At 44.6% G+C, this 17,977-nt stretch carries 11 protein-coding genes; 7 read left to right on the top strand and 4 right to left on the bottom strand.

What is annotated here, in order from left to right:
* Positions 1–113: 113 nt before the first annotated feature.
* Together R2103_RS13575 and R2103_RS13580 are read left to right on the top strand one after the other, a co-directional pair.
* Entirely contained in the window at positions 114–2,177 is a 2,064-nt protein-coding gene (locus R2103_RS13575; protein ID WP_317531903.1) for a TonB-dependent receptor, read from the top strand.
* 107 nt (positions 2,178–2,284) lie between these two features.
* Positions 2,285–4,474, top strand: a complete 2,190-nt coding sequence (locus R2103_RS13580) for an adenylate/guanylate cyclase domain-containing protein (protein WP_317531904.1) — start codon at positions 2,285–2,287, stop codon at positions 4,472–4,474.
* Positions 4,475–4,574: 100 nt separating this feature from the next.
* On the opposite strand, the gene R2103_RS13585 is transcribed toward R2103_RS13580, so the two are convergent.
* Entirely contained in the window at positions 4,575–5,345 is a 771-nt protein-coding gene (locus R2103_RS13585; protein ID WP_317531905.1) for a hypothetical protein, read from the bottom strand.
* A gap of 439 nt (positions 5,346–5,784) precedes the next feature.
* Between R2103_RS13585 and R2103_RS13590 the strand changes: the two genes are divergently transcribed.
* From R2103_RS13590 to R2103_RS13610, 5 genes are all read left to right on the top strand, one after another.
* The gene (locus R2103_RS13590; protein WP_317531906.1) at positions 5,785–8,967 is read left to right on the top strand and encodes a tetratricopeptide repeat protein; all 3,183 of its coding nucleotides are present in this window, start codon (positions 5,785–5,787) and stop codon (positions 8,965–8,967) included.
* 11 nt (positions 8,968–8,978) lie between these two features.
* Complete coding sequence (locus R2103_RS13595; RefSeq protein WP_317531907.1) at positions 8,979–9,431, top strand: hypothetical protein; 453 nt, start codon at positions 8,979–8,981, stop codon at positions 9,429–9,431.
* 649 nt (positions 9,432–10,080) lie between these two features.
* On the top strand, positions 10,081–13,302 hold the full coding sequence (locus tag R2103_RS13600) for a TonB-dependent receptor domain-containing protein (protein ID WP_317531908.1): 3,222 nt from the start codon (positions 10,081–10,083) through the stop codon (positions 13,300–13,302).
* An 11-nt stretch (positions 13,303–13,313) separates the two neighbouring features.
* Positions 13,314–13,823, top strand: coding sequence for a hypothetical protein (locus R2103_RS13605; protein ID WP_317531909.1), 510 nt, complete (start codon positions 13,314–13,316; stop codon positions 13,821–13,823).
* A 257-nt stretch (positions 13,824–14,080) separates the two neighbouring features.
* Positions 14,081–14,788, top strand: a complete 708-nt coding sequence (locus R2103_RS13610; protein ID WP_317531910.1) for a Crp/Fnr family transcriptional regulator — start codon at positions 14,081–14,083, stop codon at positions 14,786–14,788.
* 69 nt (positions 14,789–14,857) lie between these two features.
* On the opposite strand, the gene R2103_RS13615 is transcribed toward R2103_RS13610, so the two are convergent.
* From R2103_RS13615 to R2103_RS13625, 3 genes are all read right to left on the bottom strand, one after another.
* Positions 14,858–15,975, bottom strand: a protein-coding gene (locus tag R2103_RS13615; RefSeq protein ID WP_411172635.1) for an IS3 family transposase whose coding sequence is annotated in 2 segments (ribosomal slippage) — positions 14,858–15,714 and positions 15,714–15,975 — 1,119 coding nt in all. Because the reading frame shifts where the segments join, the coding sequence is not laid out codon by codon here.
* Between the two features lie 222 nt (positions 15,976–16,197).
* The gene (locus R2103_RS13620) at positions 16,198–17,151 is read right to left on the bottom strand and encodes a hypothetical protein (protein ID WP_317531912.1); all 954 of its coding nucleotides are present in this window, start codon (positions 17,149–17,151) and stop codon (positions 16,198–16,200) included.
* A complete protein-coding gene (locus tag R2103_RS13625; protein WP_317531913.1) occupies positions 17,141–17,683 on the bottom strand; it encodes a polyketide synthase in 543 nt (180 codons plus the stop codon). The genes R2103_RS13620 and R2103_RS13625 overlap by 11 nt, the downstream gene beginning before the upstream one ends.
* Between the last annotated feature and the right edge of the window lie 294 nt (positions 17,684–17,977).

The raw sequence follows: 17,977 nt of genomic DNA on the forward strand, positions 1-17,977 counted from the left end.
AATCATCAGCAATCGGTCGATTGCTTTGATTTGCATTGCTTACCTGCGATTGATCAGTTCCATTGGTGCAACTCAGTTGCACGGCAAATACCCATCAGGGTTAGGAAAGTTGTATGGATTATTCTGATCATGCATCAAATAGCGCGCGATGGCAGCGTAAAAACTTGCTGTCGAAACTGGCAACCATCACGCTGTTTATATTTTTGCTGCACCCGTTGCATAGTTCCGGGCAAACCGCCGGCAAAAACGTCGAGCTGCCCGGTGTGATGATTACTGCGCCTGTTTCCAGCTCGGCCGAATCGGCTGGATTCAAACCGGACACGGTTGTGTCAGGAGATCGTCTGCGCCGGAAAAGGGAAACCAATCTGGGCGATACGTTATCGCATGAGCTGGGTGTCAGTTCTAGCAGTTTCGGTCCTGGCGCTGGCCGCCCGATTATCCGCGGTCAGGATGGGCCGCGCGTACAGGTACTGGAAAATGGCATCGGCACCGGCGATATCTCAACCATCAGCCCGGATCACGCCGTCGCGACCGAAACCTTAAATGCATCGCGCATCGAGATATTACGTGGACCATCGACATTGATGTATGGCAGCGGTATTTCCGGTGGCGTGGTGAACGTGATCAACGACCGCATACCCGATCGCTTATTCAAAAAGCCGCAAGCAAACTTTGAAGGGCGCTTCAATTCCGCGCTGGAAGAACGCAATGGCGCCCTCATGGCATCCGGCAGTTTGGGTAGGATGTCCTGGAATCTTGAAGGCGTGAAAAGAAAAACCAGCGATGTGCATATCCCCGGACTAGCGAATCCCAATGATCCGGACAGCGGCACCGGCTTGATCAGAAACAGCGCGATCGATTCCAGCAATTTATCGGTAGGCAGCTCGTATGTCGGCGAACGTGGTTTTGTGGGAATGTCGATCTCAAGATTGGAGAATTTTTACGGTATTCCCGGCCCAGAAGGCGCAAAAATCGATATGGGTCAGACCCGCTACGGTCTGGCGGGTGATCTGGATAATCCGCTGAAAGGATTCCGGCAGCTCAAGATGCGCTTCAATTACAACGATTATCAACACAAAGAACTCGAACAAAGCGGCGCGGTTGGCAGCCGTTTCAGTAATAACGAACTGGAAGGACGCGCCGAATTAGCCCACAAGCCAATCGCCCAATGGCAAGGAGTCATGGGTATTCAATTACAAAACCGCAATTTTTCCGCAAAAGGCGAGGAAGCTTTCGTGCCATCCAGCCTGACTCAATCCGCCAGCGCATTTATGCTGGAAAAACGCAATTGGCAACGCTGGCAGTTTGAAGCCGGTGGACGCTTTGAACATACCCTGCATAACCCGCAAGCAGCATCGCTGCAATCGCGCGACTTTAATTTGTACAGCATTTCCGCAGGAAGTGCTTGGCAATTCAGGGATGGTTATCAACTCAATCTGACGGCCACGCGCGGACAACGCGCGCCGAATACTGTCGCGCTGTATGCCAACGGTATCCATGTGGCCACCAACACTTTTGAGCAAGGCGCGCAAAACTTGCGCAAAGAAACCTCCAATAATTTCGATATCGCGCTGCAAAAAACCAGCGGCCTGATTACGGGCAAAGTGAATTTGTTCTATAACCATGTCAACGATTATATTTTTCAGCAAAGCCGTGACAGCAATGACGATGGGTTAGCGGATAGAATCAACGATGAGGGCATGCTGGATAATCACGGCGCTTATCTGGTACAGGATTACACTCAAACCCGGGCGAAATTCTATGGCCTGGAAGCCGAAGCCATCGTTGCAGTAATACCGGATACGTTGAATTTGCGGTTATTCACCGATATGGTTTATGGCAGATTGAAAAATAACGGCAACATCCCGCGCATAACACCGCAACGTTTCGGCTTTGATCTGGATTTCAAGAAAAATGCCTGGCAAGCCAATTTCAACCTCACTCGTGTCACGCAACAGGATCGCGTCGCCGTATTGGAAAGCGAAACCCCAGGTTATACCTTGATGAACGCCGAAATGAGCTATCACATGAAACTAACCAAGTCGGTCAACTATACGCTTTTTCTGCAGGGCCGGAATTTGCTCGATAGCGATATGCGCGTTCATACTTCCTTCTTGAAAGATGTTGCTCCATTGCCGGGGCGAGCCATTGTCGCAGGGATTAGAGGCGCTTTTTAAATTCCCGCCGCATCCTAGCGAAGCTAGGATGCTTGCAAAATAACCGCTAAATGCTAATCTGCATGAGCAATCATTTCTGATACTTTCCTCAATTAGTTAAAGCAACTATGGGCAGATGGCTTAAATACTTTTTTTTGGGCATTTTTACCGGTTTGCTCGGCGTAACCCTCTATTTGTCACCTGCTGGCTTATGGTTGGAAGAACGATTCGGTTTGAACGCATTGTTTCTGTTACGCGGCGCAATCCAGGCACCCGATGAGGTGGTCGTCGTTGCGCTTGATCAGCAATCCGCCGCGCAGCTCAAACTGCACGTTAAGCCACGCTTGTGGCCGAGAAGTATACACGCGCGATTAATTGACCGGCTGGCGGCAGTCGGTGCCAACACTATCATCTTCGATCTTATTTTTGATACGCCCAGCGACATACCGGAACAGGATGAGGAGCTGGCCAATGCCATTAAAAGAGCCGGTAATGTCCTATTGGTGGAGCGGTTGGATTATCAGGATTCGGCATTGCTGAATCAGCTCGATGGCGTTACCTATCAAGCATTTATTCAAGAAGGCGCTACTCAGCTCTTGCCAATCATCGGGGAAGCTGCAAAAGCCCGGGCGCCTTTCACATTGCCGAAGGCGGAACGAGTTCATCATTACTGGACTTTCAAATCGCATGCCGGCGATATTGCTACGGTGCCGGTTGTGGTATTACAACTCTATGCAGCGGCGTTGTACGAAGACTTTGCCCGGCTGCTCAGCTCAGCGGAACCGGAACTTGCCACGCAATTACCCGCTCGCATCAACGAAGAAACGGATATTGAGGATCTGATCCTGACACTGCGCAATCTATTCGCAGGCAATCCGCGGCTAGCTGTTCAAATGAAAGAAGGTTTGGATCGCGATCGCCATTTAAAACCGGAAGAAAAGAAACTGCTAAGATCGCTGCTCGACCTGTACGCTGGCGATCAAACCCGTTACTTGAATTTCTACGGCCCGCCGCGCAGCATAAAGACCATTTCGTATGATCAAGCACTGCAATTAGAAAAGGGCGCGTTAAAAAATAAAGTCGTTTTCGTTGGATTTTCCGGCGCTACTCAGTCCGAGCAAGAAATCGTCCGGGACGATTACCCCACGGTATTTTCCAATCCGGATGGGCTTTATATCAGCGGCGTCGAGATTGCCGCCACGGCTTTCGCCAATTTGCTCGAAAACAAACCGGTCAGACCTTTGTCTTTAGCCGGTAATTTAAGTATTTTATTTCTGTTGGGGTTTGCCATCGGCATGGCAACTCAAATCCTGTCGACGCGCAAAACCATCGCTCTGAGTCTTTCCGTCGTCCTTATCTATACTTTCATTGCATTCTCTTTCTTTAAACATACCCTGATATGGCTCCCGGTCATTATTCCGGCCCTGTTAGTGTTAGTCGCGCTTATGCTCGCCTGGGTATTAAAAATTCTTAAGCTAGAAGGCTTTATTGGTAAATCCGGCCCGGCTCGAGAACTTGATCAGATCATTGAAGGGCGGGCAGGGAAATTCTCGGGTGCATGCCTAACGACCGATATCGCGGGTTACACGACACTGTCCGAAACAATGAATCCCTCTGATCTTGAGAAATTGATGACCAATTACCGGACTGTATTGAGGGATGCAATTGATCAGCATCATGGCAGAGTTATGGATACCACAGGCGACTCATCCCTCTCCATATGGATTAAAAAACCAGATAATCCACGCACACCAGCGATTTTTCGGCCGATCAGGAAAACGCCTAATTCCACTGAGAAGCTTCGTGCCTGCAAAGCAGCACTTGACCTTAATGCTGCCATTATGCGTTTCAACAAATTACATAATCCGCCGCTGCCAACCCGAATCGGCTTGCATTTTGGTGATATGTCACTGAACAAAAGCGATGGAACTTACCGCGTCACGGGAGATGTCGTCAATACAGCAAACAGGATTCAAAATACTAATAAAATTTTAAAAACGCGAATTCTGCTATCGAGCGATGTAATCGAAGAATTGGACGATTTTCTTGTCCGTCCTCTGGGAAGCTTTCAATTACCGGGGAGAACTCAATCCGTTGAGCTTTTTGAGCTGATTGCCTACCGGCAATCAGCCAGCAAGCAACAGCTATGGCTATGCGAAATCTTTGCAAAAGCTTTAAATGCTTATCAACTGAAACAATGGACCGAAGCCAGTCAGTATTTTTACGATATTCTGAGAGAATTTCCTTCCGACGGCCCAACGCATCACTTTCTGTCGTTGTGTTTGCAGCACGAAAATGATCTGTCATCCAGTGCCTGATCTACCTCAGCAATTGATGACAAGTGATTATTCTTCGCAACACTTACGATCTGAATCAATATAAAAAATACTGCTAAAATTGCTTTTAAGAAACATAAAATTAAGCGACGGCTAATGCCACATAACTCAGATCCAGAATACCCGAGACACTAGGGTCATTCCAATAATCCTCGATAATTTCCCCCGCGTAAGCCGTCACATGATCTGACAACTCTTTATCAGTCCAGACACTGGGTGAAGGAGAGTCGCTCAAAGCTTCAACGAGCAAGGCCTGGAATTCATTACCGTTTGTATCCGTATGTGTAAAGCTCTCGATTTGATTTAATTCAGTTTGATCGAACGCTTTGAATATATTCAATAGCGTGCCATAAAAAACAGACTCCAAACCTTCGTTCTTTTCAAATACTTCCCCGGGATGGGGAATATTACCCAGATGAGTAACACCTAACTCGTCTGGAGTAAAAACATGATCAACAACATGAGAAGACCACAGAGGCGCAAAAAAATCATCGTAATCCGGAGTATCGCCAAATTTTGGTTTCACTATCGCTTGCAGTGAAGCGATCGATAGAGCACCGGTATTAGTATCAAAATCTACAAAATGCGCCAACGATCCTAAATCGTAATTGATCAGCGAGCTTACCTTATTAAGTTCTTTTGCATCCAATGCCGCATTTGAAAAATATGCCATCACTTCGTCTGCTGAGTGCCCTGAGATCTCTGCCAGCATTGAAACCGTAACACCATATTGCTGACTGATATCAAAAATAACTTGCGGCTGATCTAGGTGAGAAAAAATAAAACCATTCGCTTCTTCAAACGTAACCCCGTTCGGCCCAATTGTAGGTAAGTGTTGTGCAACAGTTGACATCGGCCACCTCTCGATTTTTCAATTAAAAAATTCTTCAAACAACCCGCCAATTCCGGTGCTACATTCTCAAGTCAGCTATAAATCATAAACTTTATGAGATTTTGGAATTGATTCGAACCGATTATAACCCGCATACTTCAATCTATAATGTGCTAATTCTCACATACAACAAGCTTGTAACCTGATTCAATCTCTATTAAATCTGTTATGCATCAGAATCACAGTCCTCATAATTTTTGATCACAAGTAACACTATAGTTTGTTAAGCATTTCACTGCGAAATACCAATAAAAAACCAATCATGGAAATACATCGAACAGCGTTATTTTACCCAGGGCTTAAAAAGGTAATTGCAATAATGTTCATTGTGCTTTCCGTGCTGATTCTTTTTTTCGGGTCCACAAGAGAGGCTCGATCGGCGCCGACGTGCAAATCGGAAGTGGCACGAGTAGTATCGATACAAGGCACGATTGAAATACGCCGGACTCAAGAGAATGTTTGGCAACAAGCGGGGATGGAAGTAGCTCTCTGCGCCGGTGACATGATCCGCGCCCGATCGCAAAGCCGCGCGGCGCTGCGTTTAAGCAATAACAGCATGCTGCGGTTGGATCAAAAAACCAGTATTACATTTCCAGAGATTCAAGAAGAACTAGGCGCCTCGCTGCTAGACTTATTCGAAGGTGCAATCCACATCATTACCCGAACTCCCAGACCATTCAAGATAAGAACACCGTTTGTTAACGGCAGTGTTGAAGGGACAGAATTTCTTGTCGGTCTTAAGGAAGACAATGCAGAAGTTGTCGTGTATGAAGGCAAAGTATCGGTCAGTAATGAACTGGGAAGCTTGCTGCTTCATGATCATGAAGCAGCTGTCACATACAAGGGGCAAGCACCACGTAAAGAAATCATCATCCGGCCGACCGATGCCGTGCAGTGGGCACTGTATTACCCCGGCATCCTAGATTATTGGCAGGGTAGTGAAGCGGGTTCCAGTGCTTTGGTCCGTCAAGCAAGCCATTTATTGACTGTCGGTCAAGCTGATGAAGCCAAGGGAGTCATCCAGCAAGCCCTGCAACTTGAACCTAACAATAGTAACGCACACGCCCTGCTGGCCATCATTGCTCTGGTTCAGAATGAAAAAGACCCCGCACTGGAGCTCGCGAGCAAGGCGGTCACTCTCGACCCAGGATCGGCTGCAGGATATTTAGCGCTTTCTTATACACAGCAAGCACATTTTGAGATTGATGCGGCACTGGAGAGTGTGCAAAAAGCACTGGCATCCGATGCTCAGAACGCACTGATCTGGGCGCGATTAGCCGAATTGCAGATGTCCGTGGGTTACCTGGAACGCGCATTAGATGCCGCAAAACTTGCCGTAAGTTTAAATCCCGGTCTGGCAAAAACTCAAGCGGTACTGGGTTTTGCGCATCTGCTGCAAATCGATACTCAGACCGCAAAAGATATTTTCCATCGCGCCATTGCATTGGATCAAGCCGACCCCATGCCGCGGCTTGGATTGGGACTTGCCCTGATCCGCGAAGGTGAACTGGAAGCAGGCCGGATAGAACTGGAAATTGCCGCCAGTCTGGATCCAGCAAATTCGCTGATCCGCAGCTACCTGGGTAAAGCTTACTTTGAAGAAAAACGCTATCCGCTTGCCAGCACGCAATTCAATCTCGCCAAGGAACGTGACCCCAAGGACCCAACACCGTGGTTCTATGATGCGATTCAGAAACAAACGCAGAATCGTCCGGTAGAAGCATTAAAAGACATCCAAAAATCGATTGAACTGAACAATAACCGCGCAGTATACCGTTCCAAGTTTCTGCTGGATCGAGACGAAGCAGCGCGCGGCTCGAGCTTAGCGCGGATCTTCGAAAATCTGGGGTTTGAACGGCGTGCCATCATGGAAACGGCCAAATCATTGAGCTTTGATCCCGCAAATCATTCGGCGCACCGGTTCTTATCGGATACCTATGCGAATACCCCACGGCATGAGATCGCTCGGGTCAGTGAGTTGTTGCAGGCGCAACTGCTCCAGCCGATTAACGTTAACCCGGTGCAACCGCATATGGCGGTGGCCGATCTCAATATTATTACCGGCACAAGGCCATCCGCCGCGGGCTTTAATGAATTTGCACCTCTGATGGAACGCAATAAGTCTCAAGTAGTTGCTTCAGGCATTGCTGGCAATCAAGGCATACTGGGGAATGAAGTAGTACTTTCCAAGCTTTATGAACGCACTTCCATCAGCTTAGGGCAATTTCATTATGAGACCAATGGGTTCCGGCCCAATAACGCCCAGAACCATAACATCTACAATGCGTTTATTCAGCATGCTTTAACATCCAAGCTTAATATCCAAGCAGAGGTTCGAAGACGTGAGAAGGAACATGGCGATATTGAAATGGATTTTAATCCGAAGAAGTTTTCCGAAAACACGCAAAGAAAGTTAAATGAATATTCAGCACGCGTAGGTGCACGATACTCTATTTCTTCAAATCAAGATCTGATTGTATCTGCGCTGTATGCCAATAGCAGCATAGATACCAAAAATCCTGATAGAACCTCCAGGCAAACTCAGAATAATAGCTATCAGGTTGAAGCGCAATACTTATTTCGCGAGAGTATATTCAATTTGGTAATGGGAGGGGGATATTCCAGAGTAGACTCTGATATAACCGACAACTTGAGGCGATCCGGTGTTTTTGAAAAAGACCGGATAAATGAACGAAGCAATGTCTATCTATACTCTCATTGGCATTTATCCAAAAATATCATAGCTACTTTGGGATTCAACTATAACGTCTTCAAAACTTCTCAGAATACTATTGGTTTATTCGATCCACATTTCTTAAAAGTAAATGAAATCGATCCAAAGTTTGGACTCCAGTGGAATATTTTAGAAGATACACGGCTCCGTCTGGCTTGGTTTGAAACAGTAAAAACCGATTTAATTTCACAACAAACCATTGAGCCCACACAAGTGGCTGGCTTTAATCAATTCTTTGATGATGCAAGTGGCACACAATCACGACGCAAAGGCGCGGGTTTGGATACTCGTATCTTGGATAATGTTTACGGAGGAATAGAGGCTTCCATCCGGGATCTCGATGTGCCAGTACTTGATGCGCATCTTTCTGATCATCAAAAAGAACAAATCTATCGTTCTTATCTCTATATGACCCTTAATTCAAATTGGTCCATCACCAGTGAATTTCAATACGAGAAATTTACACGTGATAAAAATTTTATTCGTCTTGGTAATGATCCCAATAAAATCCAAACACTCAGCGCGCCCGTCAGTATCAAATATTTTAACTCGAATGGGCTATTCTCAAGCATCATAGGAACAGTTGTCAGCCAAGATATTGAAAGACATAATATTAACTTTATCAATCCAAGGATTGGCAAAAGTGAAGGATCGAATAGTTTTTTCTTATTAGATGCAGTAGCTGGCTATAGATTACCTGCTCGAAGAGGATTGCTTAGTTTTGAAGTAAAAAATATTTTCGACGAAAATTTTTATTTCAGAAACTCGCAATTTTATGTATCTGAACCAATAGCACCCCGCTATACCCCTAGCCGTACTTTTTTTATACGATTAACTTTGAACTTTTAAATGGAGCAAAAATGAGATATTCAAAGAAAGAAATGAGCGCTTTATTTGTATTTTGTGTCATCACGATTTTTTCTATTTTTGTGGTGGAAAAACTGATAAGAATCAAAATTTCCCCCGATACACTGCTCTTGTCCGAAAAAAGCATACCGAAAAATATAGAAATTGAGGAACTTGGAAAGGAGGATTTTCTTCTCCCGGTTGCCAAGGATACTAGTTATATTTTTGTAGTTAAAAAAGATGAAGGTACAGGCAAGAAGACATTTGAATTAATTACTCCTGGCACGATACATAACCCAAGTGAGTTTAAGGATGACAAAAAAGTACAGAATTTGCTATTGCAGATTGTCAGTGGTAGTGGCGATGCAAATGCAGGTCGATGCAGACCAGGTCAGCCTCCTTCGGATTGCTCCGGTACTTATGTTGACGGTACAGCATACGTAGAATCGAAATGCTGGTGCAAATAGAAGCTTATTTTCTTGTACGTCACTATCAATGAGCAATTCCAAAATAAAGTACGGCTTTGGGGTTACAAAACTCCTGCATAGTTATTTGGCTTACTGACAAACAACCATGCAGGACTTATTGAATTAGCAGCATAAAACTGGACCGGTTGTTAAGTGTGAGAGCCTAAAGCCTATAATTTTAGTCCAACATGCAGGCTCAGGATTCACAACAAAATAGCTGTGATTTTACAATCATTAGCAACCCAATATCGCCATTGGAAGAATGGCACTCAAACAAAAATCCATCTCAATTTCTCTACCTTCGGCCTTGATCAAGGCACCTATATCTTAGTTGGTACTTCTTTGTTGCTTGTTGAAAACAATCACAGAGCTCAGCGATTGTCTGTGAGAAAAGTCACAGACAAGAACATGCCTCTTTGATTAAAATTTTCACCTTACTGGTTATAAGGCCATCGATTCAGTATAATGAGAAAATGCATGACAAGTCTTCAATATCTTGTTATTTCTGATACAGAATTGCAAATCAATGCTCAACAATTGAGCTGATAGCGAAAGATCGATAATGAAAATATGTTGGGCAGTCGCAATCTACTCACATCAGAGAAAATTCTCTGCGCTGATACTCACTATTTTTACAGTGACCTGCTGGATGACGTATATCACCCAGGCACATGCGGCACCAACGTGCAAGCCGGAAGTAGCGCGATTGGTATCGATGCAGGGTATGATCGAAATACGTCGGACTCAAGAGAATGTCTGGCAGCAAGCGGGGATGGAAGTAATTCTTTGCGCCGGAGATATGATTCGCGCCCGGTCGCAAAGCCGAGCGGCGCTGCGTTTAAGCAATAACAGCATGCTGCGGCTTGATCAAAAAACCAGCATCACATTTCCAGTAGTTCAAGAAGAAAGAGGCACCTCCCTGCTGGACTTATTCGAAGGTGCGATCCACATCATTACGCGCACGCCTCAGCCCTTTAAAATAAGAACCCCCTTCGTCAATGCCAGTGTGGAAGGCACAGAATTCGTTGTGGGTCTTAGGGAAGACAATACAGAAGTTGTCGTGTATGAAGGCAAAGTATCGGTCAGCAATGAGCTGGGAAGCTTATTGCTTCATGATCATGAAGCAGCCGTCACATACAAAGGACAGGCACCACGTAAAGAAATCATCATCCGTCCGGCCGATGCCGTACAGTGGGCATTGTATTATCCTGTCATCCTAAATTATTGGCAGGGTGGTGAAGCTGGTTCCAGCGCCTTGGTCCGTCAGGCAAGTCATTTATTGACTGTCGGACAGGCTGATGAAGCCAAGGAAGTCATCCAGCAAGCCCTGCAACTTGAACCTGATAGTAGTAACGCACACGCCCTGCTGGCCATCATTGCCCTGGTTCAGAATGAAAAAGACCCAGCACTCGAACTCGCGAGCAAGGCAGTCACGCTCGACCCAAGATCGGCTGCAGGATATTTAGCGCTTTCATATACACAGCAAGCGCATTTTGAGATTGATGCGGCATTGGAGAGTGTGCAAAAAGCACTGGCATCCGATGCTCAGAACGCACTGATCTGGGCACGCTTAGCCGAATTGCAGATGTCCGTGGGTTACCTGGAACGCGCATTGGATGCCGCAAAACTTGCCGTAAGTTTAAATCCCGGTCTGGCAAAAACTCAAGCGGTATTAGGTTTTGCGCATCTGCTGCAAATCGATACCCAAACCGCCAAAGATATTTTCCACCGCGCCATTGCATTGGATCAGGCCGATCCCATGCCACGGCTTGGGTTGGGACTTGCCTTGATCCGTGAGGGAGACCTGGAAGCAGGCCGGATAGAACTGGAGATTGCTGCTAGTCTGGATCCGGCGAACTCACTGATCCGCAGTTACCTGGGTAAAGCTTATTTTGAAGAAAAACGCTATCCGCTTGCCAGCACACAATTCGATCTCGCCAAGGAACGTGACCCCAAGGATCCAACACCTTGGTTCTATGATGCGATTCAAAAACAAACGCAGAATCGCCCGGTAGAGGCATTAAAAGACATTCAAAAATCGATTGAACTGAACAATAACCGCGCAGTATACCGCTCCCAATTTCTGCTGGATCGTGACGAAGCGGCGCGCGGCTCCAGCTTGGCACGGATCTTCGAGAATCTGGGGTTTGAACGGCGTGCCATTATGGAAACGGCCAAATCATTGAGCTTCGATCCCGCAAATCATTCGGCGCACCGGTTTCTCTCAGACATTTATACTAATAAAACCGGGCATGAAATAGCTCGAGTAAGTGAATTACTCCAAGCACAACTTCTGCAACCGATTAACGTTAATCCAGTACAGCCGCATCTAGCAGTTGCAGACCTTAATATCATCACCAGTACAGGCCCCTCAATCAGTGGATTCAATGAATTTACACCACTAATGGAACGAAATAAGTCGCAAATAGTTGCTTCGGGATTAGTCGGAAACCAAGGCACATTGGGAAATGAACTTGTACTTTCCAAGCTTTATGAACGCACCTCCATTAGCTTAGGGCAGTTTCATTATGAGACCAATGGGTTTCGTCCGAATTATGGTCAGAATCATAATATTTATAATGCGTTTATACAACATGCCTTTACTTCAAAATTTAACGTGCAAGTTGAGTTGCGTAAACGTGAAACACAGCACGGTGATTTAATTCTGGATGGTCAATATAAACGTGAAACAAAGCCCTGTGAACTTGAAACACAGCCCTGTGATCTAGATAATTTCCGCAAAGAATTCAAACAAATAATTAACCAAGATTCAGCGCGTGTAGGAATGCGCTACGAATTGTCTCCACAACAGAACATCATTGCTTCATTCCTTTATACCGAGCGAAAAGACAATGTTATTGATCCTGAACCAGTCATCACTAAATCAAAAGGAACTGGTTATGTGGCGGAGGTACAGCATCTATTTCAGAGAAATAATTTTAATTCGATAACTGGCTTTAGTACCTATCGAGTTGACTTTAAGAATCAAACTGTTTCCGGTCGCGCATATCCGGATCCTCCTACCATAAGTGAGAAAAATAAGGGTTATATTTATACAAATTATACTTTCTTGGAAAAAATCAATGTACTTCTCGGCTTCAGCTATGAAGCTTATAAAGAAGAAACAGATCACATGAAAAGTAAATTTAATCCTAAACTTGGGGTACAAGTAGATGTTACAGACTATCTACGTTTGCGTGCCGCGTGGTTTGAAACAGTTAAGTCCACATTTATTGCAAATCAAACGGTGGAACCAACTCAAGTGGCCGGTTTTAATCAATTATTTGATGATGTTAATGGTACGAAAAGCAGACGACAAGGCATTGGACTAGATACGATCCTATCCCAAAATATTTATGCCGGAATAGAGGCATCAGTTCGTAATCTTGAACTTCCTGGAAATCCTCATAAACAACGAGAAGAGCTATTTCGTACCTATATTTATTGGCTTCCACAAAAGAATTGGAGCATTAAGGGAGAGCCGCAGTTAGAAAAATATAGTCGTCGTCAAGAAAGTGATTTACCAAATAACGAGGATCCATATCGTATAGTAAATATGAATTTACCTGTAAGCGTTAGCTATTTTCACAACAATGGATTGTTAACCACATTAACAGGTACTTATGTATTACAAAATCTAAAACGGCCAATGAATCATCAGCTAACAGCGGGTACACATGATTTTTTTATGCTGGATACATCTATTGGCTATCGCTTGCCTAAACGTAGGGGGATAATTAATTTTGAGGTGAGAAATCTCCTTGATCAAGAATTTATTTATAGAAACTTCAATTTCCAAGTAAACGAATTTCGAGTATCTCGTTATTTTCCTGAAAGAACATTTTTAGCTAACATTACTTTTAATTTTTAGAGGGAGTGATTATGAAGCCTTATCAAATTGTATTTCTAAATCTTTTAACTGCTGCTTTGACATTTGCTTTGACGTTTGCTTTAGTACTTTATCTAGTGCGTACGGCAAATCAAGCTTCAAATGAAAATTGGCAATCTATTAAGTTTCCATCCAAAAAACTTGAGAAAATACTTACCGAGAATAATTTTGATAAATTTGAAATATCTCCTTACTTATCAACTATTAATCAAGACGGTAGTAAAATAATGATAGATTTAAGCGAGGATCCATCAGTAAGTGATGAACAAGTAGAATTATCAGCAAATGATAAGCAAATAGAAACTGGAATAAGTAAGCGGATTGATCGTCATTTGTTAGCTTTTGTTGCTGAAATTCCTTGCGCGAGTATTGAAGATATCTATATCCATCCGGGCATCACTCCACCTGGCAATACCTGCAATAAAATGGGAGTATATGGAGGTTTTGCAATTAGTGGAAAATATATAACTAAACACTGTCATTGCTATGATCCAAAGTATTAAGATTAATGAAAAAAGTCTTATTTTGGGATAATCGACACTATTCTGATTTGCAGGATTCGAGTAATACAAATTTTTTCCTGCAAATCTTTCCAGTGCCTCTATGGAGCTCAAACCGATCCCTCTCCATTTTTGTGAGCTGTTTCACTAGATGCTGCAGGAGCAGATCAATCTAAATCAAAATTGCAGTGTATTCACTCGTTTTTTCCAATCGGTAAACTTGAAAGATTATTTAGAAATTCAATCACAGCTTAATCCCTATGATCCCACCTGAACGCGGCAGCATACTGTTGGCAGTCATCAAAGTATTTCAAGGACTATCGACAGAAAATTTAAGGGTTATTGCCGAAGCTTGTCTATGGCATCTACACGAAGAAAGCGAGGATATCGTGAGATATCACGATAGTACTAACAGCGTCTTTTTCATCACTCAAGGTGGAATTCGTATCAAGTATCATGCGTTATCAGGTAATGAGGTCATCTTATGTGATCTGCCGACAGGTGAGATATTTGGTGAGCTTTCCGCAATCGACGGTCATGCTCGATCTGCAACAGCAGTAACAAAGTCAGCTACCTTGTTGGCATCAATGCCTGCAACAGCTTTCCAAAATTTGCTGTACAAACACCCGCAAATTGCTGAAGCAATGTTTAAACACTTAACAGGACAAGTCCGTCGGTTGACTAAACGTGTATATGAATTCAGTTCGCTGACACTCAATAATCGTATACAAGCTGAATTACTTCGCTTGGCTGAGAATCATATGATATCGCCTAATGAGGCATTTATTTCTCCCGTGATCCGTTCCGATATCGCCAACTTGGTTAGTACAACGCGTGAATCGGTATCGAGAGAATTCTCTGATCTCACTAAGGACAAAATAATTAAATGTCAAGGCCGACAGGGCGTACATGTGCTCGATGTGGCCAGGTTGGCAAAAATGGTGAGTGAAGTGCGTGGCAGTTTTTAGATATAGTGGTTCAGGCTTTCTAACTTTTTAAAGCAGAGATACGTTACTGTAGCCCTAATCCCCCCATTTTTAACAGGAGCATGCAGTAGAGAGTTTTAATTTAAAAGCTTCTGCCAACTTCATTGCTGGCGTGATACCTCCAAGTGCCATACTTGGACGTTCATTATTATAAATCCATAACCACTGTGTCGCAGTGAGTTGGGCCTCTTCAATGGTTGCAAATTCATTCATCTCCAACCATTCATGCCGGACGGTCCTGTTATAGCGTTCCACGTAGGCATTTTGCTGTGGCTTTCCTGGCTGGATGTAATCGAGCTGAATACCTCGAGTTTCTGCCCAACAACAAAGCGTGCCACTGATATTCTCCGGCCCGTTATCACAACGAATCTTCCTGGGTTTGCCGCGCCATTCGATAATCCGGTCCAGAGCGCGCGTAACGCGTTCTGATGGAAGCGATACGTCCACTTCGATTCCCAACCCTTCACGGTTGAAGTCATCCAGCACATTGAAGGTTCGAAAAGACCGGCCATTGGTGAGTTGATCAGCCATGAAGTCCATCGACCATGTGTCATTGGGCCGTTCTGGCACAGCTAGCGGCTCCGGCTTCTCCCGCTTTAATCGCTTGCGTGGCTTAATTCGTAAATTCAATTCCAGCTCACGGTAAATACGATACACACGTTTGTGATTCCATCCAAAACCCTTCACATTACGCAAATAAAGAAAGCATAAGCCAAAGCCCCAACGCTTGTGACAAGTCGTCAGGCGTAGTAACCAATCGGCGATTTCTTCGTTCTCATCGTTGAGCGCCGGACGATAACGATAGCAGGTCTCAGAAATGCCAAATGTTGTACAGGCCAAAACGATACTAACGGATTTATCCTGTACTGCCCATTGTGCCATTACTTTGCGCTGTGAGGGCTTTACCACTTTTTTCCAAGTGCCTCCTTCAATAGCTCATTCTGCATCTGGCTTTCCGCATACATCCGCTTTAACCGTTTGTTTTCCTCAACCATCGCCTTCATTTCAGATAGTAAGGCAGCATCCATCCCACCATACTTGCTGCGCCATTTATAAAAACTTGCAGTACTCATTCCATGTTCCCGGCATAAATCAGCCACAGGAATTCCTCCTTCAGCTTGCTTCAATATCTGCATGATCTGGCTTTCCGTAAATCGCTGCTTCTTCATCAGTAAAATTCCTCTTCGTCTAGGATAGAAAATTCTACTGCTTTGCTCGTTCAATTTTTGGGGGGATTACCTAGCCACCTAATCCTGACGTTCCAATAAATAAAACGGCCACCAACATGATCATGGTAGCCGTCTCGTTTTATTGACTGACCGATAAAAAATTTAATCAGTCAGTCAATAATAAAAAAACTCACAACAAATCTAATCCTCGCCGTCTACCACTCACTTCTGGTGACAAACCGCGCAAGCATAGGGTGAAGCGGACATAACCGGTTTATATTCACCATTTGAACCATCAGGTGCGGCATTAAAGCGGTTTATATTCAACTGCACATCATTAATCCGCTCCTCAAGTTCACCTTTAAACTTCCATGTTGAGTAGCTTGGAATCACGCGGGCATTTGCATAAATCTTCTTGGCGGTATTCCAGTCGCCAGCTTTCACTAACATATCCCCCATGTTCATGAACCAGCCTTCCAGATTGTGAGGGGCTTTTTCATTATTCCAGCAGACTCTTTTTCTTCCCGTATGGACTTCACGTGATAGAAATGGCGTAAAGTCAGGGTTACTGCGGTCGACTTTTTCCCCTACGCAGATCTCGTAATCTTCCCACCACATTTCCAATCCCCTTTGATAATTTTCGTCTTCCGGCGGCAGCATTCTGCTAAACAAATAGCCGGGAGTAAATAAATTAAATTCCGGCCAATCTTTTACCGAACGCATTAATTTGCTCAACCCATCTTTACTTAACACATCATTGGCATCAATTTGCCCCTCCGCCATGGTCAATGCGCCGAGTTGCCCTAGAAGAATCGCATTGGGATATAAATCAACACTTCTTTTCAAATATTTCCGGCCCAAAACGATACTGTCCGTGATGGTAGCCGGAATCTCTGCGAGCCTGGATTGTTCCGACAAACGCCAAAGATGCGTGGTGCCGATAAATCCAGCCGTAAGCGCATCACCTGGATCATTGAGATAAGCGCCAACCAATGCCTTCAGAACTTGATCAATTAGGTCATACCGTCCATTGTTGAAAGCAAACCAGAAAAAATTATTAGCCTGAATAGCCGCTTCGGTTCGCGGTCTAGGAGGAATCGTTTCCGAGGGATCTTTCGGAGATTGAACTTGTTGATTGGAGAAATTGCCCCTTACCTGAGTATTGTCACGTGCCAAAACAATCTGCATAGAACTTACTAAAACAATGAATAACAATACGTTCAGCGGTGGATCCGATTGCGGTATGCGCCCCAATCAAATTCCTGTTCCCGCTTCCCATCTGGGTCAATTGATGGTCTAGAGTAAATGCACCAATGAATACACCGGTATTGCTGCCCGCTAAAGAATCCGGCGGTATACCGGCGTCTTCCAGTGCTTCCCAGCTTGTCTCCAACAGTAAGCGCTGCTGCGGATCCATACATTCCGCCTCGCGTGGAGCAATGCCAAAAAACAACGCATCAAATGCATCAACGCGTTGTTGCAGGAAGCCGCCTTGCCGCACATAAATTTTTCCAGGTTTATTTGGCTCCGGATCGTAGAAGCGCTGTAAATTCCAACGCTCAGCCGGAATTTCAACAATACCGTCTTTTTTGCTGACCAGTAACTCCCAGAAACTTTTTGTATCGCTTATTCCGCCAGGAAAACGGCAACCAATTCCGACCAATGCGATTGGCTCCATATCAGTCGATTTGGGTAAAGTGCGTTTCATTTGAATTCTCTCCTTTAAACGGGAATCGTCATGGGTAATAGAAATAAAAATCGCCCCTGTGTAATTACACCAGCACAAGAACTGTGTTGACGCAATGATAGTGACCGCGAGGAATTCAGACTGTGGGAAAAATCACTGTGCGCTGATCTTTCTTAACTAAGCGCGATTATTTTCAGAAAAAGCTATTGATTTTTAAAGGCATTACTCAAGAAAGCGCAACTTCTGTAAGTCCGTTGCTGCTGTTTTCCAGCCGGAGTTTTCTTAACTGATGGGGGAATTGAGTCATAAAAAAAG

Origin of the sequence: Nitrosomonas sp. Is24, from assembly GCF_033063335.1 — a bacterium.
Lineage (GTDB): Bacteria > Pseudomonadota > Gammaproteobacteria > Burkholderiales > Nitrosomonadaceae > Nitrosomonas.

Excerpts from the sequence above, each read along its gene's own strand:
- R2103_RS13575 (WP_317531903.1), top strand. The coding sequence starts at position 114 with ATGGATTATTCTGATCATGCATCAAATAGCGCGCGATGGCAGCGTAAA.
- R2103_RS13580 (WP_317531904.1), top strand. The coding sequence starts at position 2,285 with ATGGGCAGATGGCTTAAATACTTTTTTTTGGGCATTTTTACCGGTTTG.
- R2103_RS13585 (WP_317531905.1), bottom strand. The coding sequence starts at position 5,345 with ATGTCAACTGTTGCACAACACTTACCTACAATTGGGCCGAACGGGGTT.
- R2103_RS13595 (WP_317531907.1), top strand. The coding sequence starts at position 8,979 with ATGAGATATTCAAAGAAAGAAATGAGCGCTTTATTTGTATTTTGTGTC.
- R2103_RS13600 (WP_317531908.1), top strand. The coding sequence starts at position 10,081 with ATGACGTATATCACCCAGGCACATGCGGCACCAACGTGCAAGCCGGAA.
- R2103_RS13605 (WP_317531909.1), top strand. The coding sequence starts at position 13,314 with ATGAAGCCTTATCAAATTGTATTTCTAAATCTTTTAACTGCTGCTTTG.
- R2103_RS13610 (WP_317531910.1), top strand. The coding sequence starts at position 14,081 with ATGATCCCACCTGAACGCGGCAGCATACTGTTGGCAGTCATCAAAGTA.
- R2103_RS13625 (WP_317531913.1), bottom strand. The coding sequence starts at position 17,683 with ATGAAACGCACTTTACCCAAATCGACTGATATGGAGCCAATCGCATTG.